24 protein-coding genes and 1 pseudogene are annotated in these 22324 nt (G+C 64.2%); 6 read left to right on the forward strand and 19 right to left on the reverse strand.

What is annotated here, in order from left to right:
• The first annotated feature begins 81 nt into the window (after nucleotides 1-81).
• Nucleotides 82-294 (forward strand): hypothetical protein, encoded by a 213-nt coding sequence (locus tag AC1DZU_RS15305; RefSeq protein ID WP_477285937.1) that lies wholly within the window; start codon nucleotides 82-84, stop codon nucleotides 292-294.
• Between the two features lie 11 nt (nucleotides 295-305).
• A complete protein-coding gene (gene denD, locus AC1DZU_RS15310; RefSeq protein ID WP_477285938.1) occupies nucleotides 306-1283 on the forward strand; it encodes a D-erythronate dehydrogenase in 978 nt (325 codons plus the stop codon).
• A gap of 25 nt (nucleotides 1284-1308) precedes the next feature.
• Here denD and AC1DZU_RS15315 read toward each other — a convergent pair whose 3' ends face one another.
• The 4 genes from AC1DZU_RS15315 to AC1DZU_RS15330 form a co-directional block, all read right to left on the reverse strand.
• Nucleotides 1309-2535, reverse strand: a complete 1227-nt coding sequence (locus AC1DZU_RS15315; protein ID WP_477285940.1) for a nickel/cobalt transporter — start codon at nucleotides 2533-2535, stop codon at nucleotides 1309-1311.
• Nucleotides 2532-3200: a DUF1007 family protein gene (locus tag AC1DZU_RS15320; protein ID WP_477285941.1), complete on the reverse strand. Its 669-nt coding sequence runs from the start codon at nucleotides 3198-3200 to the stop codon at nucleotides 2532-2534. Before AC1DZU_RS15320 ends, AC1DZU_RS15315 begins: the two co-directional genes overlap by 4 nt.
• A gap of 112 nt (nucleotides 3201-3312) precedes the next feature.
• On the reverse strand, nucleotides 3313-4212 hold the full coding sequence (locus AC1DZU_RS15325) for a LysR family transcriptional regulator (protein ID WP_477285943.1): 900 nt from the start codon (nucleotides 4210-4212) through the stop codon (nucleotides 3313-3315).
• 2 nt (nucleotides 4213-4214) lie between these two features.
• Nucleotides 4215-5411: an amidase gene (locus AC1DZU_RS15330; protein ID WP_477285945.1), complete on the reverse strand. Its 1197-nt coding sequence runs from the start codon at nucleotides 5409-5411 to the stop codon at nucleotides 4215-4217.
• 540 nt (nucleotides 5412-5951) lie between these two features.
• Between AC1DZU_RS15330 and odc2 the strand changes: the two genes are divergently transcribed.
• Both odc2 and AC1DZU_RS15340 read left to right on the forward strand, forming a co-directional pair.
• On the forward strand, nucleotides 5952-7085 hold the full coding sequence (odc2, locus tag AC1DZU_RS15335) for an ornithine/lysine decarboxylase (RefSeq protein WP_477285947.1): 1134 nt from the start codon (nucleotides 5952-5954) through the stop codon (nucleotides 7083-7085).
• A 97-nt stretch (nucleotides 7086-7182) separates the two neighbouring features.
• Entirely contained in the window at nucleotides 7183-7785 is a 603-nt protein-coding gene (locus tag AC1DZU_RS15340) for a GNAT family N-acetyltransferase (RefSeq protein ID WP_477285949.1), read from the forward strand.
• An 89-nt stretch (nucleotides 7786-7874) separates the two neighbouring features.
• Here the strand turns inward: AC1DZU_RS15340 and AC1DZU_RS15345 are convergent, their stop codons facing one another.
• The 8 genes from AC1DZU_RS15345 to flhA all read right to left on the reverse strand — a co-directional run bounded on the left by AC1DZU_RS15345 (nucleotide 7875) and on the right by flhA (nucleotide 14157).
• Complete coding sequence (locus tag AC1DZU_RS15345; RefSeq protein WP_095084978.1) at nucleotides 7875-8159, reverse strand: SCP2 sterol-binding domain-containing protein; 285 nt, start codon at nucleotides 8157-8159, stop codon at nucleotides 7875-7877.
• Nucleotides 8160-8354: 195 nt separating this feature from the next.
• Nucleotides 8355-8870, reverse strand: a complete 516-nt coding sequence (locus tag AC1DZU_RS15350) for a hypothetical protein (RefSeq protein WP_477285952.1) — start codon at nucleotides 8868-8870, stop codon at nucleotides 8355-8357.
• Nucleotides 8871-8937: 67 nt separating this feature from the next.
• Nucleotides 8938-9363: a hypothetical protein gene (locus AC1DZU_RS15355; RefSeq protein WP_095084539.1), complete on the reverse strand. Its 426-nt coding sequence runs from the start codon at nucleotides 9361-9363 to the stop codon at nucleotides 8938-8940.
• A 91-nt stretch (nucleotides 9364-9454) separates the two neighbouring features.
• Nucleotides 9455-10063 carry a rod-binding protein gene (locus AC1DZU_RS15360; protein WP_477285954.1) on the reverse strand — a complete coding sequence of 203 codons (609 nt, stop codon included), beginning with the start codon at nucleotides 10061-10063 and terminating at the stop codon, nucleotides 9455-9457.
• Nucleotides 10064-10283: 220 nt separating this feature from the next.
• Complete coding sequence (locus AC1DZU_RS15365; RefSeq protein ID WP_477285956.1) at nucleotides 10284-10724, reverse strand: hypothetical protein; 441 nt, start codon at nucleotides 10722-10724, stop codon at nucleotides 10284-10286.
• A gap of 210 nt (nucleotides 10725-10934) precedes the next feature.
• Nucleotides 10935-11318 carry a hypothetical protein gene (locus AC1DZU_RS15370; protein WP_477285958.1) on the reverse strand — a complete coding sequence of 128 codons (384 nt, stop codon included), beginning with the start codon at nucleotides 11316-11318 and terminating at the stop codon, nucleotides 10935-10937.
• Nucleotides 11319-11320: 2 nt separating this feature from the next.
• Complete coding sequence (gene fliR, locus AC1DZU_RS15375; RefSeq protein ID WP_477285960.1) at nucleotides 11321-12073, reverse strand: flagellar biosynthetic protein FliR; 753 nt, start codon at nucleotides 12071-12073, stop codon at nucleotides 11321-11323.
• A complete protein-coding gene (gene flhA / locus AC1DZU_RS15380) occupies nucleotides 12070-14157 on the reverse strand; it encodes a flagellar biosynthesis protein FlhA (protein WP_477285962.1) in 2088 nt (695 codons plus the stop codon). The genes fliR and flhA overlap by 4 nt, the downstream gene beginning before the upstream one ends.
• Nucleotides 14158-14278: 121 nt before the next feature.
• On the opposite strand from flhA, the gene AC1DZU_RS15385 reads away from it, so the two are divergent.
• Together AC1DZU_RS15385 and AC1DZU_RS15390 are read left to right on the forward strand one after the other, a co-directional pair.
• The gene (locus tag AC1DZU_RS15385; RefSeq protein ID WP_477285963.1) at nucleotides 14279-14578 is read left to right on the forward strand and encodes a putative quinol monooxygenase; all 300 of its coding nucleotides are present in this window, start codon (nucleotides 14279-14281) and stop codon (nucleotides 14576-14578) included.
• A 176-nt stretch (nucleotides 14579-14754) separates the two neighbouring features.
• Complete coding sequence (locus tag AC1DZU_RS15390; protein ID WP_477285964.1) at nucleotides 14755-16536, forward strand: chloride channel protein; 1782 nt, start codon at nucleotides 14755-14757, stop codon at nucleotides 16534-16536.
• A 26-nt stretch (nucleotides 16537-16562) separates the two neighbouring features.
• On the opposite strand, the gene AC1DZU_RS15395 is transcribed toward AC1DZU_RS15390, so the two are convergent.
• The 7 genes and pseudogenes from AC1DZU_RS15395 to flgK all read right to left on the reverse strand — a co-directional run bounded on the left by AC1DZU_RS15395 (nucleotide 16563) and on the right by flgK (nucleotide 22321).
• The gene (locus AC1DZU_RS15395) at nucleotides 16563-18206 is read right to left on the reverse strand and encodes an MFS transporter (RefSeq protein WP_477285966.1); all 1644 of its coding nucleotides are present in this window, start codon (nucleotides 18204-18206) and stop codon (nucleotides 16563-16565) included.
• A 211-nt stretch (nucleotides 18207-18417) separates the two neighbouring features.
• Complete coding sequence (fliQ, locus tag AC1DZU_RS15400; RefSeq protein ID WP_095084529.1) at nucleotides 18418-18684, reverse strand: flagellar biosynthesis protein FliQ; 267 nt, start codon at nucleotides 18682-18684, stop codon at nucleotides 18418-18420.
• 22 nt (nucleotides 18685-18706) lie between these two features.
• Nucleotides 18707-19114, reverse strand: a complete 408-nt coding sequence (flgD, locus tag AC1DZU_RS15405) for a flagellar hook assembly protein FlgD (protein ID WP_095084528.1) — start codon at nucleotides 19112-19114, stop codon at nucleotides 18707-18709.
• Nucleotides 19114-19557 (reverse strand): flagellar biosynthesis repressor FlbT, encoded by a 444-nt coding sequence (flbT, locus tag AC1DZU_RS15410; protein WP_477285969.1) that lies wholly within the window; start codon nucleotides 19555-19557, stop codon nucleotides 19114-19116. Before flbT ends, flgD begins: the two co-directional genes overlap by 1 nt.
• Nucleotides 19554-19790: pseudogene (flaF, locus tag AC1DZU_RS15415) on the reverse strand (flagellar biosynthesis regulator FlaF); the annotation flags it as partial. The pseudogene flaF and the gene flbT, both read right to left, overlap by 4 nt.
• Nucleotides 19791-19819: 29 nt before the next feature.
• A complete protein-coding gene (locus AC1DZU_RS15420; protein ID WP_477285971.1) occupies nucleotides 19820-20863 on the reverse strand; it encodes a flagellar hook-associated family protein in 1044 nt (347 codons plus the stop codon).
• A 3-nt stretch (nucleotides 20864-20866) separates the two neighbouring features.
• Entirely contained in the window at nucleotides 20867-22321 is a 1455-nt protein-coding gene (gene flgK, locus AC1DZU_RS15425; RefSeq protein WP_477285973.1) for a flagellar hook-associated protein FlgK, read from the reverse strand.
• Between the last annotated feature and the right edge of the window lie 3 nt (nucleotides 22322-22324).

Raw genomic sequence — 22324 nt, forward strand, 5'->3', positions numbered from 1 at the left:
GATTGGTATCGATTGGTCCTGCCCCAGGAGTCCCAAAGCCTTGACAACCAGCCTGATGAAGACCCGCTGCCCGGGTGCAGCATGATGGACCGCGACACCAGGAATGCGGCCATCGCGGCTGCGTGGATCATGCTTCTGTTCGGTATCGCCGCCTTCTATCTGCCGACCGTGATGCTGGCACTTGGCAGTTTCTCGACCGTGCTGGCCGGCGCCTTTGGCATCGTCTTCGTGCTGGCGTTTTTCTCGGTGTTCTGGCTGCGGGCCCGCAACCAGCGCAGAAACCAGGGTAAGTAAGGGATTTCGACATGCGTATTCTGATCACTGGCGCCGCAGGCATGGTCGGCCGCAAACTCATCGTCCGGCTGGCCAAGGACGGTACGCTGCGCGGCCGCAAGATCGCAGCACTCGACCTGCACGACATCGTGCCGCCGCAGGCGCCGGCCATGGAAGGGGTCAACGTCTCCATCCACACCGGCGATCTCGCCGAGGCGGGCGCCGCAGAAAGCCTTGTCGCATCACGCCCCGATGTCGTCTTCCACCTCGCCGGCATCGTGTCGGGTGAAGCGGAGGCGAATTTCGACCTCGGCTACCGCGTCAATCTCGACGGCACGCGAGCGCTGTTCGATGCCATCCGCCTGGCGGGCTTTGCGCCGCGCATCGTCTTCACCTCGTCGATCGCGGTGTTCGGCGCGCCGTTTCCGGATGTCATCCCGGATGAATTCCATCCGACACCGCTGACCTCCTACGGCACCCAAAAGCAGATGAGCGAAGCGCTGCTCGCCGACTATTCCAGGCGCGGCTTCTTCGACGGCATCGGCATCCGGCTGCCAACAATCTGCGTGCGGCCAGGCAAGCCGAACAAGGCGGCATCCAGCTTCTTCTCCGGCATCATCCGTGAACCGTTGAGCGGCCATGAGGCGATCCTTCCGGTGCCGCGCTCGGTCGTGCACACCCACGCCAGTCCCCGCTCGGCGGTCAATTTCCTGATCCATGCGGCGGAGATCGACGGCAACGCTGTCGGGCCGCGCCGCAATTTGACGATGCCGGGCGTCGCCGTCACCGTCGGCGAGCAGATCGAGGCGCTGGAACGCATCGCCGGTGCCAAGGCGGTGAAGCTGATCCGCGAGGAGCCGGACGAGACGATCTGGGCGATCGTCAAGGGCTGGCCGACGCGGTTCGAGGCGCGGCGGTCAAGAGAGCTTGGCTTCAGCGCCGAAAAGAGTTTTGACGAGATCATCCGCGCGCATATCGAGGATGAACTGGACGGCAAGATCGCGGGTTAGATTAGGAGCGTCGCCAACCGCAAGATCATCCGCCCGTCGCCAGGCTCGCCGACAACAGCAGCAGTCCGAACAGGAAGACAAACGCCGCGCCACCGATCTCGACGATCGAGTGGATGCGGTTGCCCATGCGGCCGTCGCCGGCGAAATACACCGCCCAGTTCTTGGCGGTCACCGCTAGCGTCGCCAGGGCCGAGACGGTGATGGCGGTTCCCAGCGACATCGCAAGTACCGACAGCAGGCCGCCGAGCCAGAGCCCGTTGAGAAGTGCGAAGCTCAGCACGATCAGCGCCCCTGAGCAGGGGCGGATACCAACCGCCGCCACCGCCGACCACGCGGTGCGCCAGTCGAAGCGGTCGCCCGACAGCAGCGCCGGATCGGGCGCATGCGAATGGCCGCAGGTGTCGCAGACCTCGCCGGCCGCATGATCGTGATGAGCATGGTCGTGTGCGCCATGATCATGCGCACCGTGCTCGTGATGATCGTGCGAATGCGCATGGTCGTGATCGTCATGCACGTGCAGGGCGTGCGAATGGGCATGCGCCGAATGGTCATGGTCAGCATGCGAATGCACTGCATGCGAATGACCACCATGCGAGTGGCCGGCATGCGAATGGCCGGCGTGCGAATGACCCGCATGGGAATGACCGGCGTGAGCCGCCGACAGGCTGTAGGCGGGGCCTCGCCCAAACAGGCGCAGGACGGACGGGCCGAGCTTGCGCCACAGCAGCCAGGCACCGAACAGGGTGACGAAAACAAAGCTCATGATTTCCATGAACCAGGCCGCATCGGTCATCGAGACGGTGGTGCCGCGAAGGACGAAATATGCGACCGCCATCACCGCGACCGCGGTCAGGCCCTGCAGCAGTGCCGAGACGAAGGACAACAGGATGCCGCGCCGCAGCGCCACTTCATTGGCCACCATGTAGGACGAGATCACCGCCTTGCCGTGACCGGGGCCGGCGGCATGGAAAATGCCGTAGGCGAAGGACAGGCCGATGAGCACCCACAGCTTGCTGCCGTCCTGGCGCATCGCCTTCATCGCCGTCGCCAGCGCGCGGTAGAATTCCTGCTGCCTCAGATTGATCCACATCAGGATGTGGGCGAAGGGGCCGGTGGTGGGCGCCATGCCGTCATTGACGCCGATGCCGAGCGAACTCTGGGCATGGGCGGAATTGGCGAAATGCATCATGACAAAGGTGATGGCCAACAGGCCGAATGCCAAACGCAGGGACGGTTTCGTCACCGGCTTCATCCTTCTGGCTGACAGTTCAGTTCGAGCTTGGTGGCGAAGATCTTGCTCATGTCGGTGCCCGTCGGATCGTTGAAGAAGGCATCGGTCAGGGTCTTCTGGTTTTCGGCGATCGCCTCGTCCGGATCGGGACGGATAACCTTGCTGGTGCAATTCGACGGGAGGCCTTCAACCGTGATGTTGCGGTCCTCGGTGAAATCGATCGCCGTGTAGAAGGTCGGATCGTAGACGCCGATGTCGATCTTGCCGTTGAGCTTGATCGGCTCCTTCGGCTCGGACTCGAACAGGATGATCAGCTGGTCATTGTCGAAATTGGCCATCAGATGCGGCGGTGGCGTCATCGCCACGTCCTTGCCGTCGACGGTGACGAGCTGGAAGTAGTTGAACTCGGCCAGCGAGGCGTGGACGGTGTCGGCAACTTCCTTCAGCTCCTTGTCGTCGAGCTTCAGGTCGGAGTTCTTGTCGAACTCCATCATCACCGTCGAGGAAAACAGATCGTCGAAGCGCCAGAGATGGCGCAGCGCCTTCACACTTTGGTGATCCGCGGAGAGGATCACGTCGAGGCGAGCCTCGGCGAAGACATGGGGATGCACATAAGCCGGTCCGGTGGCGGCAAAGGTCGCCGCCAAGGCCGAAGCCAGCATGATTGCGTGCCGTTTCAGGTGCATTCTCGGTCGCGATTCCATCGGCCTCGGAGAGATGTCGAGAGTTACCAGAAAGGGGGCGAAATTGGGACCGCTGGTGGGTGTCGCCCAAAAAGCGGGCAGCGGCTCGAAGCGGTCAGGCAGCCTCACGCGACTTGAACCACTGGACCAAAAAGTCGACGAAAACGCGGACCTTGGCCGGCAGATAGCGCCGGTGCGGGTAGACGGCAAAAATGCCGCCGCCCGACAGGATGCGGTCATCGAGCACCGTCACCAGCCGCCCGCTTTCGAGATCGGGCGCGGCGATGAAATCCGGCAGGACGGAAAATCCGAGCCCCGCCAGGGCCGCGGCCCGCGCCGTCATCGGGCTGTTGACCTCGATCGGACCCGACACCGCGACGCTCACCGGATCGCCATTCTCGCCCTTGAACGGCCAGTTGTTCAGTCCACGGCCATTGGTGTCGACGATGCAGGGCATGCGGCCGAGATCCTGCGGCCGGGTCGGCATGCCGTGCTTGGCGATCAGTTCGGGAGAGGCGCACAGCCTTATCGAAAACGGCGCCAGCCGCCTGGCGATCAGCGACGAGTTCTCCAGCCGCGAGATGCGCACCGCGAGATCGAAGCCTTCCTCGACAAGGTCGACGAAACGGTCGTCGAGTTGGATGTCGAGCACGATGTCGGGATATTGCTTGGCGAAGTCGATCAGCGACTGGCCGATCGGCGCATCGGCGAAGGTGCGCGGCGCCGACAGCTTGATGCGGCCGCGCACGTCGCCTGAGGATTCGCGCACCGCGTCGGCCAGGCTGTCGACCTCGCGCACGATCTCGGAGGCGCGCCGGTAATAGGTGTGGCCGGCCTCGGTCATCGAGAACTGCCTGGTGGTGCGGTTGAGCAGCAGCGCGCCGAGCTCGTCCTCCAGCTCGCGCACATATTTCGACAGCAATGCCTTGGAACGGCCGATCTTGCGCGCCGCCGCCGAAAAGCCCTCGGCCTCGACCACATCGATGAAGGCACGCATGCGGGTCAGTGTGTCCATGGTCAGGCCTTTCGTGCGGCGTCGAGAAGTTTCCGGCCGAGCCGTATCAGGGCAATGTCGCTGCCGGAAGGGCCAAGCAGCGACAGGCCGAACGGGGCGCCGGCGACCGAGCCGATGGGCAAGGTGATTTGCGGAAAACCCGACAGGCCGGCCAGGCACAGAAGCCGCAGCGCCTGCTCGCGATAGGCCTGGAACTGCTCCGGCGTGCTGTCCACGTAGGGCGCCGGGCCAGGCACCGTCGGCAGGACAAGGAAGCCGTCCTTGCCGAGCAAGGCGTTCAGTTCGGCGCTGAAGGTCAGCCGGCGCACCGTCTCGGCCTGTGCTGTCGGAGCGTCGACGGCGCGGCCAAATCCGAAACGTTCATCGACGCCGGGGCCGAGGTCGCGCTCGCCACTGGTGATCCATGCGCCATGCACCGCCCAGGCCTCCTTGGCTTGGAGCCGGCGAAAGCACCAGTAGAGTTCATCCGGAGACGAGGCGAAGGGCGACGCCGGGGTCGCAGGCGTGCCGAAAACCTCGCTCGCCAGCGCCTTCATCCCGGCATATTCGGCAAGCGCCGGGTGGGCGACCAGTCCATCCAGCCATTCCAGCGCCAGCGGGCGTTCCAACGCTTGCTGGTGCGTGTCGCGGCCAAGCAGCAGCTTGCCTACGGTCTCGTAGGTCTCGATGTCGTCGGCGAACCAACCGAACGTGTCGAAGCTTGGCGCCAGCTTCATCGCGCCGTCGAGCGAAATGCGGCCATGCGTGGTGCGCAGTCCAATCAACCCGCAAAAGCTGGCCGGCGCGCGGATCGAACCGCCGGTATCGGAGCCGGTGGCGATATCGGCCAGCCTGCCCGCCACAGCCGCAGCCGACCCCGATGACGAGCCGCCGGTGACGCGATGGGGCGCTGCTGGGTTCACCGGAAACGAAAAATGCGCATTCTGACCGAACAGCGCGAAGGCGAGCTCGTCGGTCTGGGTCTTGCCCACGAAGCGCGCACCGGCATCGAGAATCATCTGCACGGCCGGCGCGGTGCTCGAGGCGGCGTCGCTTTCGGCGAATTTCTGCAAATTGCCGCAACCGGTGCGGTAGCCGGCGACGTCGTAGATGTCCTTGACGGCCAGCCGCAGGCCGGCCAGCGGTCCGAACTCGGCATGTGCCACCGGCATCTGGCGAACGTCGAGGAAGGCGTTGAGGGGGCCGTGGGTGCCTGGCATCGTTCGATATCCGGATACGATTGCACCAGCATTGTTCGATGCCAGAAATTTTACAACCTTGGATGCGATTTTTATTGATTGTGAAAGCGTACGCTCTTATATCGCGCTTGCCCAAAGTCGCACGTGCCTGTGGGTGTCCGCCGATCCTCGAATGGTGAGGGAAATCGGTAAGGTAACTGGAGCCAACCCCTCCAGTCGGTTTAGCGGCCAACCGCCAGACCGAGGACACCTTGAAGCAACGACGGTGCGGGCCTTTCTGGTGTTCTGCCGGTTGTCCAAAGACCGGGGTTACTGAAGAGGCACACCTTCATTGCCGGCAGTGCGGACGGGTCTCCCATCCAAGCCAAGGCAGACAAAGCGAACCGAGGCCGGGCAAGGCCAAGGTTCACCGCCGCGAGACGGCGTTTCATGGTTCCGGGGTCTCCACCGGCTGGTTCCATGGATTTCCGTCCCGCCTTTGTCCACCGCGTGTTCGCGAGGCCGACAGCCCGCGTCCCGCAGCCTTATTGCGCGCCGAAAGGCGCTGATGGAGAGACCCCGATGGCTACCCAGCGTATCCTTGACTTCCTCGCCACCCGACGTCCGACCGGCCCCTGCCTCGTCGTCGACCTCGATGTCGTGCGCGACAATTTCCGCGCCTTTGAGAAGGCGCTGCCCGATTCCAAGATCTACTATGCGGTGAAAGCAAATCCGGCGCCGGAAATCCTGCGCCTCCTTGCTGCGATGGGCTCGTCCTTCGACACCGCTTCCGTTGCCGAAGTCGAGATGGCGATGGACGCCGGTGCGCCGGCGGACCGCATCTCCTTCGGCAACACCATCAAGAAGGAGCGTGACATCGCACGCGCCTACCAGCTCGGCATCCGCCTGTTCGCGGTCGACTGCGTCGAAGAGGTCGAAAAGATCGCCCGCGTCGCTCCCGGCGCGCGCGTGTTCTGCCGCGTGCTGACCGATGGCGAGGGCGCCGAGTGGCCGCTGTCGCGCAAGTTCGGCTGCGTGCCGGCGATGGCGGTCGATGTGCTGCGCCATGCCAAGGGGCTCGGCCTCGACGCCTATGGGGTGTCGTTCCATGTTGGCTCGCAGCAGACCGACCTGACCGCCTGGGACCGTGCGCTGGCCGATGCCAAGACCGTGTTTGCGACGCTCGCCGACGAAGGCATCGTGCTCAAGATGGTCAATATGGGCGGCGGCTTTCCGACGCGCTACCTGCGTGACGTGCCGGCGGCCAAGGCCTATGGCCAGGCGATCTTCTCGGCGCTGCGCAAGCATTTCGGCAATGCCATTCCGGAAACCATCATCGAGCCGGGCCGCGGCATGGTCGGCAATGCCGGCGTCATCAAGTCGGAAGTCGTGCTGATCTCGAAGAAGGCCGCCAACGACAATGTGCGCTGGGTGTTCCTCGACATCGGCAAGTTCGGCGGTCTGGCCGAGACGATGGACGAGGCGATCCGCTACCCGATCGTCACCGCGCATGACGGCACAGAGACCGCGCCTTGCGTTCTCGCCGGCCCGACCTGCGATTCGGCCGACGTGATGTACGAGAAGACGCCTTATCCGCTGCCCCTGTCGCTGACCATCGGCGACGAGGTGCTGATCGAAGGCACCGGCGCCTACACGACCACCTACTCGGCGGTCGCCTTCAACGGCTTCGAGCCTCTCCGATCCTACGTGATCTGACGGTTCGCAAGAGCCGCTCAGATCATCCCAGGTGGGCGTCTGGCGTCCACCGGGGCTCGCCTGTGGAACAGATCTCCGCTCGCTAGGGATTGCGGAAATGGACATTGCAAATTTCATCGATGAGGGCGCCTGGCCGATCTCCCCCCTTGTGGGGGAGAGTGCCCGCGCCATTGCCATCGTCGCCGAAACCTCAGCCGACGTTGCAGCGCGCGAAGCGCTGCTCGACGACGCCATGGGCCCGATGCGCAGGAAGAAGTCCTCGGAGAAGCTGCGGCGCGGCCGCCGGCCCTCGGAAGGCCTGGCCTTCGTCGCCCGTGATGCGTCGGGCGCCGTCGCCGGCACCGTGCGGCTGTGGGATGTCAGGCTGGGCGAGGGCGGTCCGGCAGCGCTGTTGCTTGGTCCGCTCGCCGTCGAACCGTCGCTCAAGAGTGCCGGAATCGGCTCGGCGCTGATGCGTCATGCCATTGCCGAAGCGCTGCGGCTTGGCCATGCAGCGATCCTGCTGGTCGGCGACGCGCCCTATTACGGACGCTTCGGGTTTTCGGCCGCCAGGACCGGTTCGCTCGCCATGCCCGGCCCCTATGAGCGGCATCGCCTTTTGGCGCTGGAACTGGTCGACGGCGCGCTTGACGGCGTACACGGCACGCTGAAGGCGGCGGGACGCAAGCTGAAGGCGCAGCAGCTGACGTCGGCGGCCTGAGCTGCAAGGGCTGCCCGAAGCGGCCACCCGGCTTCGGCTCAAAACAAAAACGCCGCCCATCGGGCGCGTTTTGTGCGGCTCACAAGCGGTCAGCCGATCAGCTGGCTGAGCGCCATGGCGACGGTCATGTCGCCTTCGACCTTTATCTTGCCGGTCATGAACGCCATGGTTGGGTTCAGGTCGCCCGATATCAGCGAATCCAGATCGTCGAGCGAGAGCTTGATGGTGCAATCGGCGGGTCCGTCAGTGGTTGAAATGGTTGTGCCATCGATGACGATGACGCCGTCGGCGCCGGTGTCGAATTTCACCGAACGATCGAATCCGCTGCTCGCCACGCGCGATTTGATCTTCTCTGCAATCTCCTGAACGCTCACGCTGTTCTCCTTGTCTGGTTGCATCTGTCGCGCAGCGGCGCTCGAAGCTCCATGCCGCGCTTTCGCGATCACGGTCGCATATAGCTTTGGGTTGACGTTTACGTCAACGCGGATTCCGGTGGCTGGTTCCTATCGCCGCAGCGGATGACATCCCCGGTGTGACCGTGGCTTAGGCGCAGCGGCGAGCCGGGCAGCTCAATGTTCCTTGAATGCCTTGGTCATTTCCGCCGCTGTCTCGCTTTTCTTGCGGCGCAGCCAGTTGTCGCGGATTTCGTCCTTGCTCAGGAAATTGACCTGATCGATCAGAACCTCATGCACCAAAGTGGCGCCGACACGGGTGTTGACGGTATCGCGGATCGCGGCGCGGAAGGCATCGAGGTCGATCGTCGCCTTATTGGTGAAGTCGATCTGCGGATTGGAATAGAGGTAGGTATAGACCTGGTCGGTGATGAGCGCTTCCGCCGGAATGGACAGCTTCTTTATTTGCTCGGGCTCGACCGTGTAGACAAGCTTGGTCAGGAAATAGCCGCCGATCTGGGAATCGCGGATCAGCGGTACCGAAATGATGTCGGTCTTGACGTAGTCCAGGCCACCCAGCATCGGCTTCGGTGTCTCGCCGACACCACGCTCGCCGGCTGCCTGGAACGAATAGAACACGGCGCCGAGCGTGGCGGCGCAGATCCAGACGGCGATGGCGATGACCTTGAACATCAGGCCTTGTCATTTCCTGGCGATGGGAAAGCGGCACTATCTTTCTGCCTGGGCATTGTGTTCGACATCATGCCTTCATCCAGCCGAACTCGCCGGCGGAATAGGTGCCGTCGGTTTCCGCGCGCTGGATGGCGTGCCGCAGCAGGCTGGCGACCTCGTTGACCGCGCTGAGGTGAGCCAGGATGGCCGCCTCGTTCTTGGCCAGCTTCTGGCGCAGCCGGGTCAGGCCTTCGCGGTGCTGTTCGAGGAATTCGGCTTCGCTGCCGCCCCGCATGGCGCGCGTCAGCTCGTAGAGATAGCGGCTCTTGCGGGCGTTCGATGCCTTGAGATCATAGTTGGTGGCGTTGCGGATGCCGGCCGTCTCTTCCTCGACCACTTCCTCGATGCGGCCGATGATGGCGGCGAGGTTGCCAGGGCGCGCGAACGGGATCGGCGCTTCCGACGCGGTCGTGCGTGCTGGCAGGTTGGCGGTGAATTCCGAAAAGTCGGCCATGAGAATCCCGGTCTGGTTAGATTGAACTCGGATACGCACTATCTCAGTATTTTGGCTCCCAAAACCGGTTCCCGGTTTCGGGGGGCATTCCCTAGATCTTGATGTCTGTCTTGATGGCGGTGTCGTCACCGGTGATCGAACGGGCCGCCTTGCGTTGCAATTCGTGGACCAGCGAGGTCGACAGGCTGTTCTGTTGATCGATCTCGGTCTTTTCCGGCCCGCCCGAAACCGGACCGACCGGCACGACGCGCTTGCCTTCGAGATAGTGGTCGGCAAGCATCGACTTGGCGATGCCGATGCCGCCGCGCTCGGCCATCACGTCGGCCACCCGCTCGGCAAGCTGCGATTTCCACATGTCGCCGGCGAGGCCCTTGCCGTAGACGCCTTCGGTGTCCTTGGGCAGCATGTTCTGGATGAAGGTCTGCAGCACCATGGCCTCGAACTTCTTGAACTTCTTGGCCGGATCGGTGGTCGCGGCCTTGTCGGCGGTGGCGCGCGACAGGATCGAGCCGGCATCGGCCGAAGCCGCGGTGTCGACCGAAAACGTCCCGGCAGCACCGCCCGAGCGCTTGGTCAGCGCGGCACGAGCGGCCTCGATGTCCGTCGGGTCGACGGCTCGGGCCACATCCATAACGATGTCGCTGGGTGGAGAAATCGCCAAGAAAGTCCGCCTTTTATCGGTTTTCCTTAGCCAGACCATGCCTCAACAAGCTTGTGGCAGGCTTGCGCGGCGGGGAGGGGCGGAACGCAGGCATGTGTGTTGGTCCCGCCGCCAACTGCGGACATCGCCAAGCCACCATTCGGACGTCGCGTTTTTTGCCGAAAGCGGAACGTCGGCTTCCTAAATGGCATGGCTAGAAAGCCTACCGTTGTATGCAGCGTAGTGGACCGACCGCAGGGGCGCCGAACGGAGCGACGCACTACTTCACCGTAATGGCCATACCGCTGAGATCGGCATTGACCTGCATGCCTACCTGCTTGCCGGTGAGCTCGAGTTGTGCGCCCTTGTCGTTGGTCATGACGATCACCTGGGCCCCTTTGCCGAGCGCACCGCCACCGCCCGCCGCCCCATAGACCCCCGTTACATCCCGGACGCGGTGAATGTGGCGAACGGTACCTTGGAAGTAGGTCTTGGAAACCCCGAAAGCGAGGCCGCCCGAGATGCCGCCGACAGAGACGGGATAGCGGCGGCCATGGAATGTCAGCGTGCCTTCGCCACCAGAGCCACCCACAAAGAAGGCAGCCTTGTAGACGGAGAAGCGGATCGTGCCGCTGTCGGCATGCGCGGCGCTGGCAAGGCCTACACCCGCAGTGGCGATCGCGGCAAACGCGACTGAACGAAATGTGGACGAAATCTTCATGACGAGAACTCCTTGAAATCGCCGCTTACCCAGCCTGCCGGGCACGTCAGCGTCGTATCAATGAACAGTCTGGCCCGTCATTTGTTCCAAGCACGCGAACTGAAATCCGGTTGCGAGATGGCCGCTACGAAGCGAAGCGGACGACGAAAATAATACTCGGTGACCGGGCTAGTGCGACCAACGCTGGCTGACTCCGGATCGCCCGCGCCGCTATTCGTTGTTTCTCTTTTGCGCGATCAGGTCGAGGCGCTCGCGGTCGGAGCGTTCGCGCTCGTCGCGGTTGCGCACGTCTTTGTAGGCGCGCTCGACCATGTTGGTGCGCGCGGTTGCCGCTGCGATGAGGCTGGCCTCCTGCCTGGCACTTTCGAGGCTCGCCTCCTGGCGCCCGACGGCGCTGGCAATGCGGCGATGGTAAAGATCGGGAAACAGGCCGGAGAGGGAACCGGCCTGGTCGAAATGCCCGACCAGATCCCTGGCTTCGGCCTCTGCCGCGCTGGCCGCGGCAAGGAAGGTGGCGTGACGGGTTTCGTGCAGCGCCTTCAGCTGTTCCTGCACCTTGACCAATTTCTTCAGGCGATCCCTGCGCGCGCTCATGGCTATCTCGCCAATGTCAGGTCGACAAAGCCGGCGACGAACAGCGACAGCATGGTGCCGACGGCGAAATAGAAGATGATCATGCCGCCGCCGATGATGAAGGGCTGCGAGATGAAATAGATCGGGATCTGCGGGGTCAGCTTGTTGACGAAGCCGATCGTCAGATTGACGAGAATGGCGTAGGCGACAAACGGGCTGCCGAGGCGGATGACCAGGAAGAACGTGTCCGATACCGTGTCGGTGACATCGACGAGCGCGGCCTGCGGGTTGAAGAAGATGTTGACCGGCGCGACGGTGTAGGACGTCACCAGCGCGCGTATGATCTCATGGTCGAAATCGAAGACGAACAGCATCAAAAGCGCCGAGAACGAGATGATGGCGGCAAGGGCTGCCTGCGGCTCCGGCTCCTCGATCGCCGGTCCGCCGGTGCCGCCATAGCCGATCAGCATGGCGATGGCCGAGCCCATGAAGCGCAGGGCTTCCATGTAAAGCCTGGTCATGGCGCCGATCAGTCCGCCGACCAGAAGTTCCGAGATGATCATCGGCACCAGGATTTGCGGGCGCGGATCGACGAAGGGAAAGATGCGATCCCACAGGAAGGCGAGCAGGCCGCCGGTGGCGGCGACCGCCACGAACAGCCTGACCTGGACCGGGACGCGGGCGCTGGACAGGCCGGGCATCAGCATGAAGCAGGCGCCGATGCGGCAGAAGGCGAGGAACGCCGCGATGACGACGCCTTGCGAAAGCACACTCACGATATGGTTCCGAGCACCCTGATCTCGACGCCCTTCGCGATTTCGACGTGGCTGAGCACCGGCAGCGTGGTGAACAGCCGCTCGATGATCATGCGCACATAGGGGCGGGCGTCGGGCGCGGTGACCAGTACGAAACGCTCGCCGGCCTCTAGATGTTTCTTGATCGCCTTGGTCGCGTCCTGGCCGAACTCTTCCAACTGGCGCGGATCGATGTCGAACTCGCGCACCTCGCCCTTGGCGTCGCGCTTGAGGCTCTGGTGGAAGGCGAGATCCCAGCGGTTGCCAAGACGCAGCACCTTGAGCACGCCGCCCTCGGATAGGTCGCCGCAGATCTGCTGGGCCATGCGGATGCGGACATGTTCGACGATCTGCTCGGTGCGGCGCACATGCGGCGCGATCTCGGCGATCGCCTCGATGATCAGATGCAGATTGCGGATCGAGACCCGCTCGGCGAGCAGCAGCTTCAGCACCGCCTGCAGGCCGGGATAGGAGATGTGGGTGGTGCAGATCTCGTCGGCGAGCTTGCGATATTCCTGGTCCTGCCGTTCGAGCAGCGCCTTCATGTCCTTGTAGGACAGAAGCTGCGGCAGGTTGTTGCGGATGACCTCGGAGAGATGGGTGAGCAGCACCGACATGTTGTCGGCGAAGGTGTAGTTCTCGCGCTTGAGATCTTCGGCGAAGGTTTCGACCACGGAGTAGGCGCGCATGCCGAAGGCCGGCTCGCGGATTTCCTCGCCCGGTATTTCGGGTATGTCGCGATTGCCGAGCAGCACCATGATCTCGCCGACGCGCATCTGGTATTCGGCCACCACGGTGCCGTGCACCTTGATCTGGTAGCTCTTCGGCGGGATGGCGAAATCATCGGCAACCCGCACTTCCGGCACCACGAAGCCGTATTGCGTGGCGAATTTCTTGCGCATCTTGGACATGCGGAAAACCAGTTCCTGATGCGACACCAGCAGCCGCGTCGACAGCTGCTTGCCGATCAGCAGTTCGATCTCGGCGGTGGCGAGCGACGCCTTGACCGAGTTCTTTTCCTCTTCGACCTTGGTCGCCTTCTCCTGGTCCTTGATCGCTTCGGCGGCGGCGACGGCGCGGTTGTGGCGCATCGGGATGATGTAGCCGAGGCCGGCCATGCCGGCGGCCAGCGCAAAGAACGGAAACAGCGGCAGGCCGGGCATCAGGCCGAGCAGCACCAGCAGCGATGCCGCCACGTAGAGAGCGCGCGGATGGGCGCCGAGCTGGCCGAACACCGCCTGGTTGGTCGAACCGCGCGTGCCGCCCTTGGACACCAAAAGGCCGGCGGCCAATGAGACGATCAGCGCCGGGATCTGGGTGACGAGGCCGTCGCCGACCGACAGCTTGATGAACACGTCGGCGGCTTCGCCCATGCCCATCCCATGCCTGATATAGCCAATGGCGATGCCGCCGACGATGTTGATGGCGGTGATGATGAGGCCGGCGATGGCGTCGCCGCGGACGAATTTCGAGGCGCCGTCCATCGACCCGAAGAAGGAGGATTCCTCTTCCAGCTCCCGGCGGCGCAGCTGCGCCGTCTTGTCGTCGATCATGCCGGCGGAGAGATCGGCGTCGATCGACATCTGCTTGCCGGGGATGGCGTCGAGGGTGAAGCGGGCGCCGACTTCGGCGATACGGGTGGCGCCCTTGGTGATGACGATGAAGTTCACCACGATCAGGATCATGAAGACGATGAGGCCGATGACGAAGTCGCTGGCCATCACCAGCTTGGAGAAGCCGGCGATGACATAGCCGGCCGCGTGCGTGCCCTCATTGCCGTGCGACAGGATCATGCGTGTGGTGGCGATGTTGAGCGACAGCCGCAGCATGGTGGCAATGAGCAGCACCGTCGGGAACGACGAGAAATCGAGCGGTCGCTGGATCCACAGCGCCACCATCAGGATCAGCACCGAAAGCGCGATCGAGAAGGCGAGGCCGATGTCGATGAGAAAGGCCGGGATCGGCAGGAACAGCACGGCCAGGATGATGACGATGCCGATGGCGAAGAAGACGTCGCGGCCGTTCTTGGCCACTGCGCCCTGCTGGATGCTTTCGCTGATCGCCATGTCGTCCCCAAAATGCCAAGCCTGCCCGCGCGGCAGCCTTTTGAGCCTAACCGGCCAAGCTTGCGCGAGGGTGGGAGACTGGCTACTGGGCTCTCGACCGCTGCTTCCAAAAGGAAATCCCATGCTGCTGATCATCGGCACCATCCGCTTGCCGCCGGAAAAGCTCGAGGAGGCGAAGCCCGAGATGGAGCGCATGGTCTCAGCCAGCCGCGCCGAGCCCGGTTGCCTCGAATATTCCTATGCGCAGGATGTGTTCGATGCCGGGCTCATCCGGGTCACGGAAGTCTGGAGCGACAGGACGGCGCTCGATGCGCATTTCCGCTCGCCGCACCTTGCGGACTGGCGCGCGAGCTGGCCGGCACTTGGCATCGGCGAGCGCAATCTCGTGCTCTATGAGGCCGGCGATCCCAAGCCGACCTGATCGGTCCGCCAGCCGACGGCAGCCGTTCGCGTTCCAACGGAGCCAGCCGCGGCCGCGACCGGTCGCCCCACGCCACAATGGCGCCTTGTCTGTCGCCAATGTGGTTGCCATGCCGTGTCGCCGGGCGTATCAGGCGGGCTTTCCACTGCCTTTTCCGATATCGGCGAGCCGCCCCGGTGCTTTCCAGAAACCACAGCGAAGTCTACGCCCGCCGGCTGCGCGCGGTGCTGATCAGGTCGATGCCGCTGCTCGAGGCGCGCGGCATCGCGGTGGTCATCCTGGCCGGTGTTGTCGGGGTGATGGCGGGGATCCTGGTTACGGCGATGAGCCAGACCGTGCAGGACCTGCACGGGCTGTTGTTCGGCGTCCAACCCGGTGGCCGGCTTTCCGGCATGTTCTCGCTCGCCAACCCGATGCACGCGCTGATACCGGCGATCGGCGGCATCCTGCTTGGGCTGACGGTGATCTGGCTCAGACTGCGCAAATTCCGCACGCCGATCGACCCGATCGAAGCCAACGCGCTCTATGGCGGGCGCATGTCGCTCACCGACACCTTCATCATCGCCGGCCAGACGATGATCTCTAGCGGTTTCGGCGCCTCGGTCGGGCTGGAAGCCGGCTACACGCAGGTCGGGTCGGGCCTCGCGTCGCGGCTGGCGGGCATCTTCCGGCTGCGCCGCAACGATGTCCGCATCCTGGTCGGTTGTGGTGCCGCCGGCGCCATCGCCGCCGCCTTCGATGCGCCGCTGACGGGTGCCTTCTATGGTTTCGAACTGGTCATCGGCATCTACTCGGTCGCCAATGTCGCGCCTGTCATGACGGCGGCGATCTCGGCCTCGCTGACGGCGGAAGTGTTTGGCGGGGTGCCGTTTCCGCTTGAGCTTTCGGGCCTGCCGGCGCTGACCGCCAGCCAGTACGTGCCGTTCCTGCTGCTCGGCCTGCTCGGCGGTGCGGCCTCGATCGCCATCATGCATCTGGTGACGCTGATCGAACGCGGTTTTGCCAGGCTGTCGATCGATGCGTCGCTGCGCCCCGTCATCGGCGGCGTCATCGTCGGGCTGCTGGGGCTGGTCACGCCGCAAGTCCTGTCCAGCGGCCATGGCGCGCTGCATCGCGAATTCGCGATGAACTACGGGCTGGCCGTGGTGGCCAGCGTCTTCGTGTTGAAACTGGCGGCCTCGGCCATCTCCTTGGGCTCGGGCTTTCGCGGCGGGCTGTTCTTCGCCTCGCTGTTCCTCGGTGCGCTGCTTGGCAAGGCGTTTGCCGGTGTGATGGCGCTGGTCTCGCCGGCCACCGGCATCGATCCCGCTGTTGCCGCCGTCGTCGGCATGACGTCGCTCGCCGTCGGCGTCGTCGGCGGCCCGCTGACGATGACCTTCCTGGCGCTGGAATCGACCCGCGACCTGACGCTTACCGGCGTCGTGCTGGCGGCTTCGATCATGTCGGCCATCCTGGTGCGCGAGACCTTCGGTTACTCCTTCTCGACATGGCGCTTCCATCTGCGCGGCGAGACCATCCGCAGCGCTCACGACGTCGGCTGGATGCGCAGCCTCACAGTCGGCTCGATGATGCGAAAGGACATCAAGACCATCCATGCCTCGACGACGCTGGCGGCCTTCCGCAGGCAAGTGCCGCTCGGTTCGGCCCAGCGCGTCATCGCCGTCGACCCGGGCGAACACTATGTCGGCGTGCTGATCGTGGCCGAACTGCACAGCGATCCTTCCGACGGCGAGGTGGCGGTGCGCGATCTCACCAAATACAAGGACGCGGTGCTGGTGCCCAGCATGAACGTGCAGTCCGCCGCCGAGACCTTCCAGCGCGCCGGCGCTGAAGAGCTCGCCGTGGTCGAGGATTTCAGCGACCGCATCGTGCTGGGGCTGTTGACCGAAGGCCATCTGATGCGGCGCTATGCCGAGGAACTCGACAAGGCGCGCAGGGACCTGTCGGGCGAAGGTTAGTGCATGTCGCCCAAAGGTGGCCCCGGTTAGTGCTCGATCGGTCCCTTGGCCATCACGAGCGCCGTGCCCGCGGTCGTCGGGCGCTCGATCATGCGGCGCACGCGCGGCAGTTCGTCGCCGCTGTGCAGCGCCCGCAGGCGTTCACCGATGACGGCGTCGGCGTGGGTGATGCGTCCATTGTGGCGCACATATTCGAGCCAGGTCGGCGTATGATAATGCTCGATCCAGATCGCCGGATTTTCGAGGTCGCGTGCCAATGTCCAGTTGCGGGCGCCGTCACGGCGGCGGATGCGGCCGCGTTCGGCCATGGTGGCGAGGAACTCCGGCACGTCCTCGTCGCGGATGATGTATTCGATCATGATGGCGATCGGACCGCTGCGCGGCTTCAGGTCGAGCGCAAGGTGCGGCTCCTTGAAGCGGTTGAGCGGATCGAGGTTGAGCACCTGCTGCTGCGGCAGCGGCAGCAAGAAGCCGATGGCGCCGCCGGCCAGCATGGCGATGCTGGCCGCGATCAGCGCGGTTTCGGCGCCATGCGCATCGGCGACGACGCCCCAGATCCAGCTGCCTAGCGCGATGCCGCCGAAGGTCGCGGTCTGATAGACCGAAAGCACCCGGCCGACCACCCAGCGCGGTGTCGCCATCTGGACGGTGACGTTGAAATGCGAAAGGGCGATCACCCAGCAGGCACCGCCGACAAGCAGGCCGAGCGACGTCTGCCAGGCATGATGGCTGACGGCGGCATTGAAGGCGCAGGCGGCAAAGCCGGCGAAGGCGCAGCGCACCATCGTCTCGCTGGACAGCAGCTGCCGCAGCCGGACGCTGATCAAGGCGCCGCCGACCGCGCCGATGCCGAAGGCGCCGAGCATGATGCCGTAGGTCAGGGCATCGCCCTTGACGACATCGCGCGCCACCAGCGGCAGCAATGCCAGCACCGCGCCGGCGCTGAAGCCGAAAGCGGCGCCCCTGACCAGCACCTTGCCGATGTTGGGCGACATGGCGACATAGCGCAGGCCGGCGCCCATGGCGGCGCCCAGCGATTCGCGCGGCAAGGTCGAGACCGGCAGGTCGGGTTTCCAGCGCGCCAGCACGACGATCAGGCCGATATAGCTCACTGCGTTGGCCGCGAAGGCCGCCGCTGCGCCGGCGGCGGCGACGATGATGCCGCCGATCGCCGGGCCGACGCTGCGGGTCAGGTTGAAGCCCATCGAGTTGAGCGCGACGGCGGCCGGCACCTTGTTGCGGGGCACGATGTCGCCGACGGAGGCCTGCCAGGACGGGCTGTTGAGCGCCGTGCCGCTGTCGATCAGGAAGGTGAAGGCCAGCAGCGTCCACGGCGTGATCAGGCCGGCATAAGTGAACAGGGTCAAAAGCACGGAGGCGACCAGCATGAAGGTCTGGGCGACCAGCATCACCTTACGCCGGTCGAAACTGTCGGCGATGGCGCCGGCAACGAGCGCAAACAGCATGATCGGCAAGGTGGTCGAAGCCTGGACCAGGGCCACCTGATAGGACGAGGTGGCGATCGTGGTCATCATCCAGGCGGCGCCGACGCCCTGGATCAGGCCACCGAAATTCGAGACAAGACTTGCGGCCCATACGGCGCGGAAAATGCCGTGCCGGAAGGGCGCCAGCGCCGAAACGCTCTCGCTTTCCGGCTTTTCGTCAATCATCGGTGGGTCCCTGCCATGTCGTGCCTGCTCGTCAGACGATCCGTTTGCTCAGATCATTTGCCGAAAGTAGGGCATGGCGGTTGAAAGGGCGAACACCTTTCGAAAAAGGTCATGGTCCAACAATGGGATAGAGGCGGTCCACGTCTCCATTCCGCACCGGTCGAGGATCCCGATGGTTCGGCACGGACCTGCGCGGCTTTCGTCGACTTGCTCAGAATCCGTTCTGGATGCGCTCGAAGATGACGTTGGTGAAGGCCGATATCTGGCTGCCGATGAAGGGGCCGGTCAGCGCCACCACCAGCATGATGGCGACGATCTTCGGCACGAAGGTCAAGGTGATCTCCTGAACCTGCGTCAGCGCCTGGATGAGGGCGATGCCGATGCCGACCGCCATGGCGACCAGAACCACCGGGGCAGATGCGGTGAGCACCGTCCACACCGCGTACTGGACGATGTCGAGAGCGTCGGCCTCATTCATAGGACTGGCCCTGCCGGAAGCGTCAGCTCGCGGCCTTGATCGAGACGCCCGGGCCGACCGCGACCTCGGTGCCGTTCTGCAGCACCGCAATGAGGCCGCTGCTGGCGAGGCGCACCGACGCCACCGTGCCCGTCGTCTTGCCGTCGGCCGAGGTTATCGAGCGCCCGATCAGCGCATCGGCCTGCGACAGCGCCGAGGACGACATGATCTGGTCGAGCTTGGTGTTGGTCTGCACCGATTGCTCGACCTGCGAGAAGGTGGCGAGCTGTGCGACATACTGCGTCGAATCCATCGGCTTGGTCGGATCCTGGTTCTTCATCTCGGCAATCAGCAGCTTCAGGAACGACTGGTAGTCGACAGCCGTCTTCGAGGTCTGCTGGCTGGCCTGGTTGGCGCCAGTCGGTATCGTCGTCGTCATGTCCACGTTCATCAGTATCGTGCTCCCACAGCCAACGGGCGCGCGGCACCCGGAACATAGTCATTGTCGCCAAGCGCGCGGCGTTCGAGCGGATAGAGCGCGCGGATGGCCTTCAGCGCCTCGTAGATATGATCCTCGCCGACCATGCGGTCGATCTGTTTCAGTCCAGCGCAGATCTGGGCGTCCTCGAAGCTTGCCAGCAGCAGCGGCAACGAACGCCGGAACATGTCGCGCGCCTCGGCCGCGCCGGCCGGGTTCATCAGCATGACCTGCAGGATGAAATACAGCTGCTTGAGCGGCGTCGAGGCGTCTTCGGCCTGGATCACATGGTTTTCGAGCAGGAACTGCACATCGTTCATCAATTCGACGGTGACCTTGCGGTCGACGCGGATGACGGCGCCGTTGATGTAGATCTTCTCGTTCGGCTTCAGCGATATCTTCAGCGTGTTGGTCATTGAATGCCGTCCCTGATGATCTGGGACACCTCGATCAGCCCTTCGAAATTGTTGGTGCGGCCCTGGCGAATGTCCTCTGCCTCGCGCAGCAGCCACAGGCCGATGGAAATGAGGTTGGCGCGCAGTTCCTTGGGCAGCGCGTTGTCGCTGGAGCCGAGATCCTCGACGAAGGCGGTCCAGACGCGGTTGGTGAAATGCAGCGCCTCGACCGCCGCCATCGAGCCGTGGCCGGCGGCGGGCTCTACCGTTCCGTTAAGCGTTGTCAGGTCAGGTAATTCAACAGGCTGAGCTGCTGCAGGCGCGCGGTCAATGCAAAGGACGTTTCGATGTGCTGTGTCAGATCGGCAACCCGGGTCGCGGCCTCGGCCGGATCGACGCCTTCCAGATCGAGAATGTGCCGTTCGAAAAGGTCGACCTGCGTTTTCATGCGGTCGTTCGCATCGGAAACTCGCTTCTGGACGATGCCGGTCTCGGACTGAATCTGACCAATGCCGCTCAGCGCTTCGCCAACCAGTGCCGTGGAGCGGCTGACGACCTTGTTCTTCGCGGCCTGGCTGATGTTGCTGGACATCAGGCTGGAGACCATGGCCGCCGCCATGGCGAGCTTCTGGATGCCAGCGCTGTTGGCGCTGGTCGAGGTTGGCGTGGTTTCGTTCAGGGCGATGCGGCTGACGATCTGCTGGTCGGTGGCGTTCGACCAGTTGCCTTGCCAGCCCGGGCCCATGAATTGCGGCACGACGTCGTTGGTGATGAAGTCGTCCATCTGGGTGGCGGTGATATTGGCCGCCGCCGGGTCATCCTGCGTGAAGCCGAAATTGGCGACGAAGGCGGCATCGAAGGCCGCCTTGGCTGGCGAGCCGGCGGCGGTGAAGTCGTTGATCGGCTTGACGTCGGTGTTGGTGCCGGCAAACAGATACTCGCCATTGACGCTGGTGTTGAGGATCGAGGTCAGCTGCTGGATGGTCGCCTTGCCCGAGGCTTGGGTGAGACTGTTGGAAGAATCGCTCGATGACGCGGTGGTCAGGGCGGACAGAAAGGACTGCGCCGCGGTCGAGAGCTGGCTGAGCGAGGTCTGCGTCGAGGACAAGCGGGAGCCGACCAGACCGTTGGAGTCGATGATGACGTTGAGCCGGTCGAGATCGCGCGAGAAGGTGACGGACTGCGCGGTGCGCGCTCCGAGAGCCAGGCCGACATCGGCGACCCTGCCGGTCGAGGACTCTTTCGTGGCTTTGACAAGCTCCGCCTGCATGCGCATCTGCTGGGAGCGCATGGCGTTCGATATGGCGGCTGACGAGACTGAAGTCATGGATTATCCCACCGCGTTGAGCAAGGCCGTCATCATGTCGTCGACGGTTTTCATCATCCGGGCCGATGCCTGATAGGTGTGTTCGAGGTCGAGCAGCAGGGACATTTCCTGGTCGACGTTGACGCCGGTCGCGTTGGACAGCGCCTCGGCGCTGCGCGATGCCAGCGCTTCCTTGGCGTCGGAGGCGGTCGACGCCTGCTGGCGCACGCCCTCGAACCAGCCGATCGAGTTGGCCGCATAGTCGGAAACGCTGGACGTTGCCGAAACCCCGGCGGCCGGGTCGAAGGCCATCGGCTTGTCGAGCCGGTCGCCATAGGCAACCAGAAGGTCGGAATAGGAGGCGCCGCCGCCGGTGTTGGCGACATAAGCGGCACCATTGGCACCGCCATCGCGCAGCAGCGTCGGATTGCCGCCGGCGCTTGGGTCCATCGCCGCGTTGACGCTGATCGATGCGGCAAGGCCGTTAACCAGCGTGCCCGCTGCCGGCACCGCCGGCGCACCGGACCAGGTGAACAGGCCGGCGGCATTGGGCAGCGGAGGCGCGGTTTCGGCAAAAGCCGTGATCAGGCCGCGCGCGGTTTCGTCGAGCTGGCTCTGCATGGTCGAGGCGACACTGTCGCGCAATTGCAGCAGGCCGGCGAGCTTGCCGCTGGCGGTGGTGTTGCCGCCGGCTCCCGCCGAGATCGGCACATTGTCGATATAGACCGCGTTGCCGGCGGCACCGGCGGTGTAGCCGGCCGACGGCGCGAAGCTGACCGTGCGCGGAATGGTTTCGAACAGCGTCGTGCCGTCGCCAGTGGTGACGACCATGTCATTGTCACCGCGCGTGAAGGTCGAGACCGGGATATAGTCCGAGATCTTCTTCAAAAGCGCGTCGCGCTGGTCGAGCGCGTCGGAGACATCGGTGCCGGAACGGGTTCCAGAAATGACCGCGGTGTTGGCATCCTGGAACTGGCTGAGCAGCGAGTTGAGGTCGTCGACCGCGGTGGCGATCTGGCCGTCGGTCTGGGTACGGAAATCCTGGATCGCCGTGGAGCCCTCGTTCAGGGATCGCGCGACCTGCTTGGCGGCGTCGACGACGCTGGCGCCGAGATTCTGGTTGGATGGCGAGGTGGCATAGAGCTGCAGCGCCTGCTGCAAATTGCCGATCGCGGTTGAGGGCGAGGACGCATTGTCGACGCCATTGACCGATACCCCTAGCTGATCCATGCCGCTGTAGAGCGCGTTCTGGCCGCTCCAGGCCGACAGCGCGCTGAGGTTCTGGCGGAACAGCAGGTCGTTGGCGGCGCGCCGGATATCAACCGAACGCGCGCCCGGCGCGGTGCTTGTGACGACGGCCTGGCGGCGCGAATAGTCCGGATTGTCGGCGTCGGCGACATTGCGCGAGACGACGCTGGTCTGCCGCGCGGTGTTCATAAGCGCCGATTGGGCGATGCTCAGTGCAGTGGACAACGACATGCG

This window comes from Mesorhizobium sp. P2_A12 (assembly GCF_056405075.1).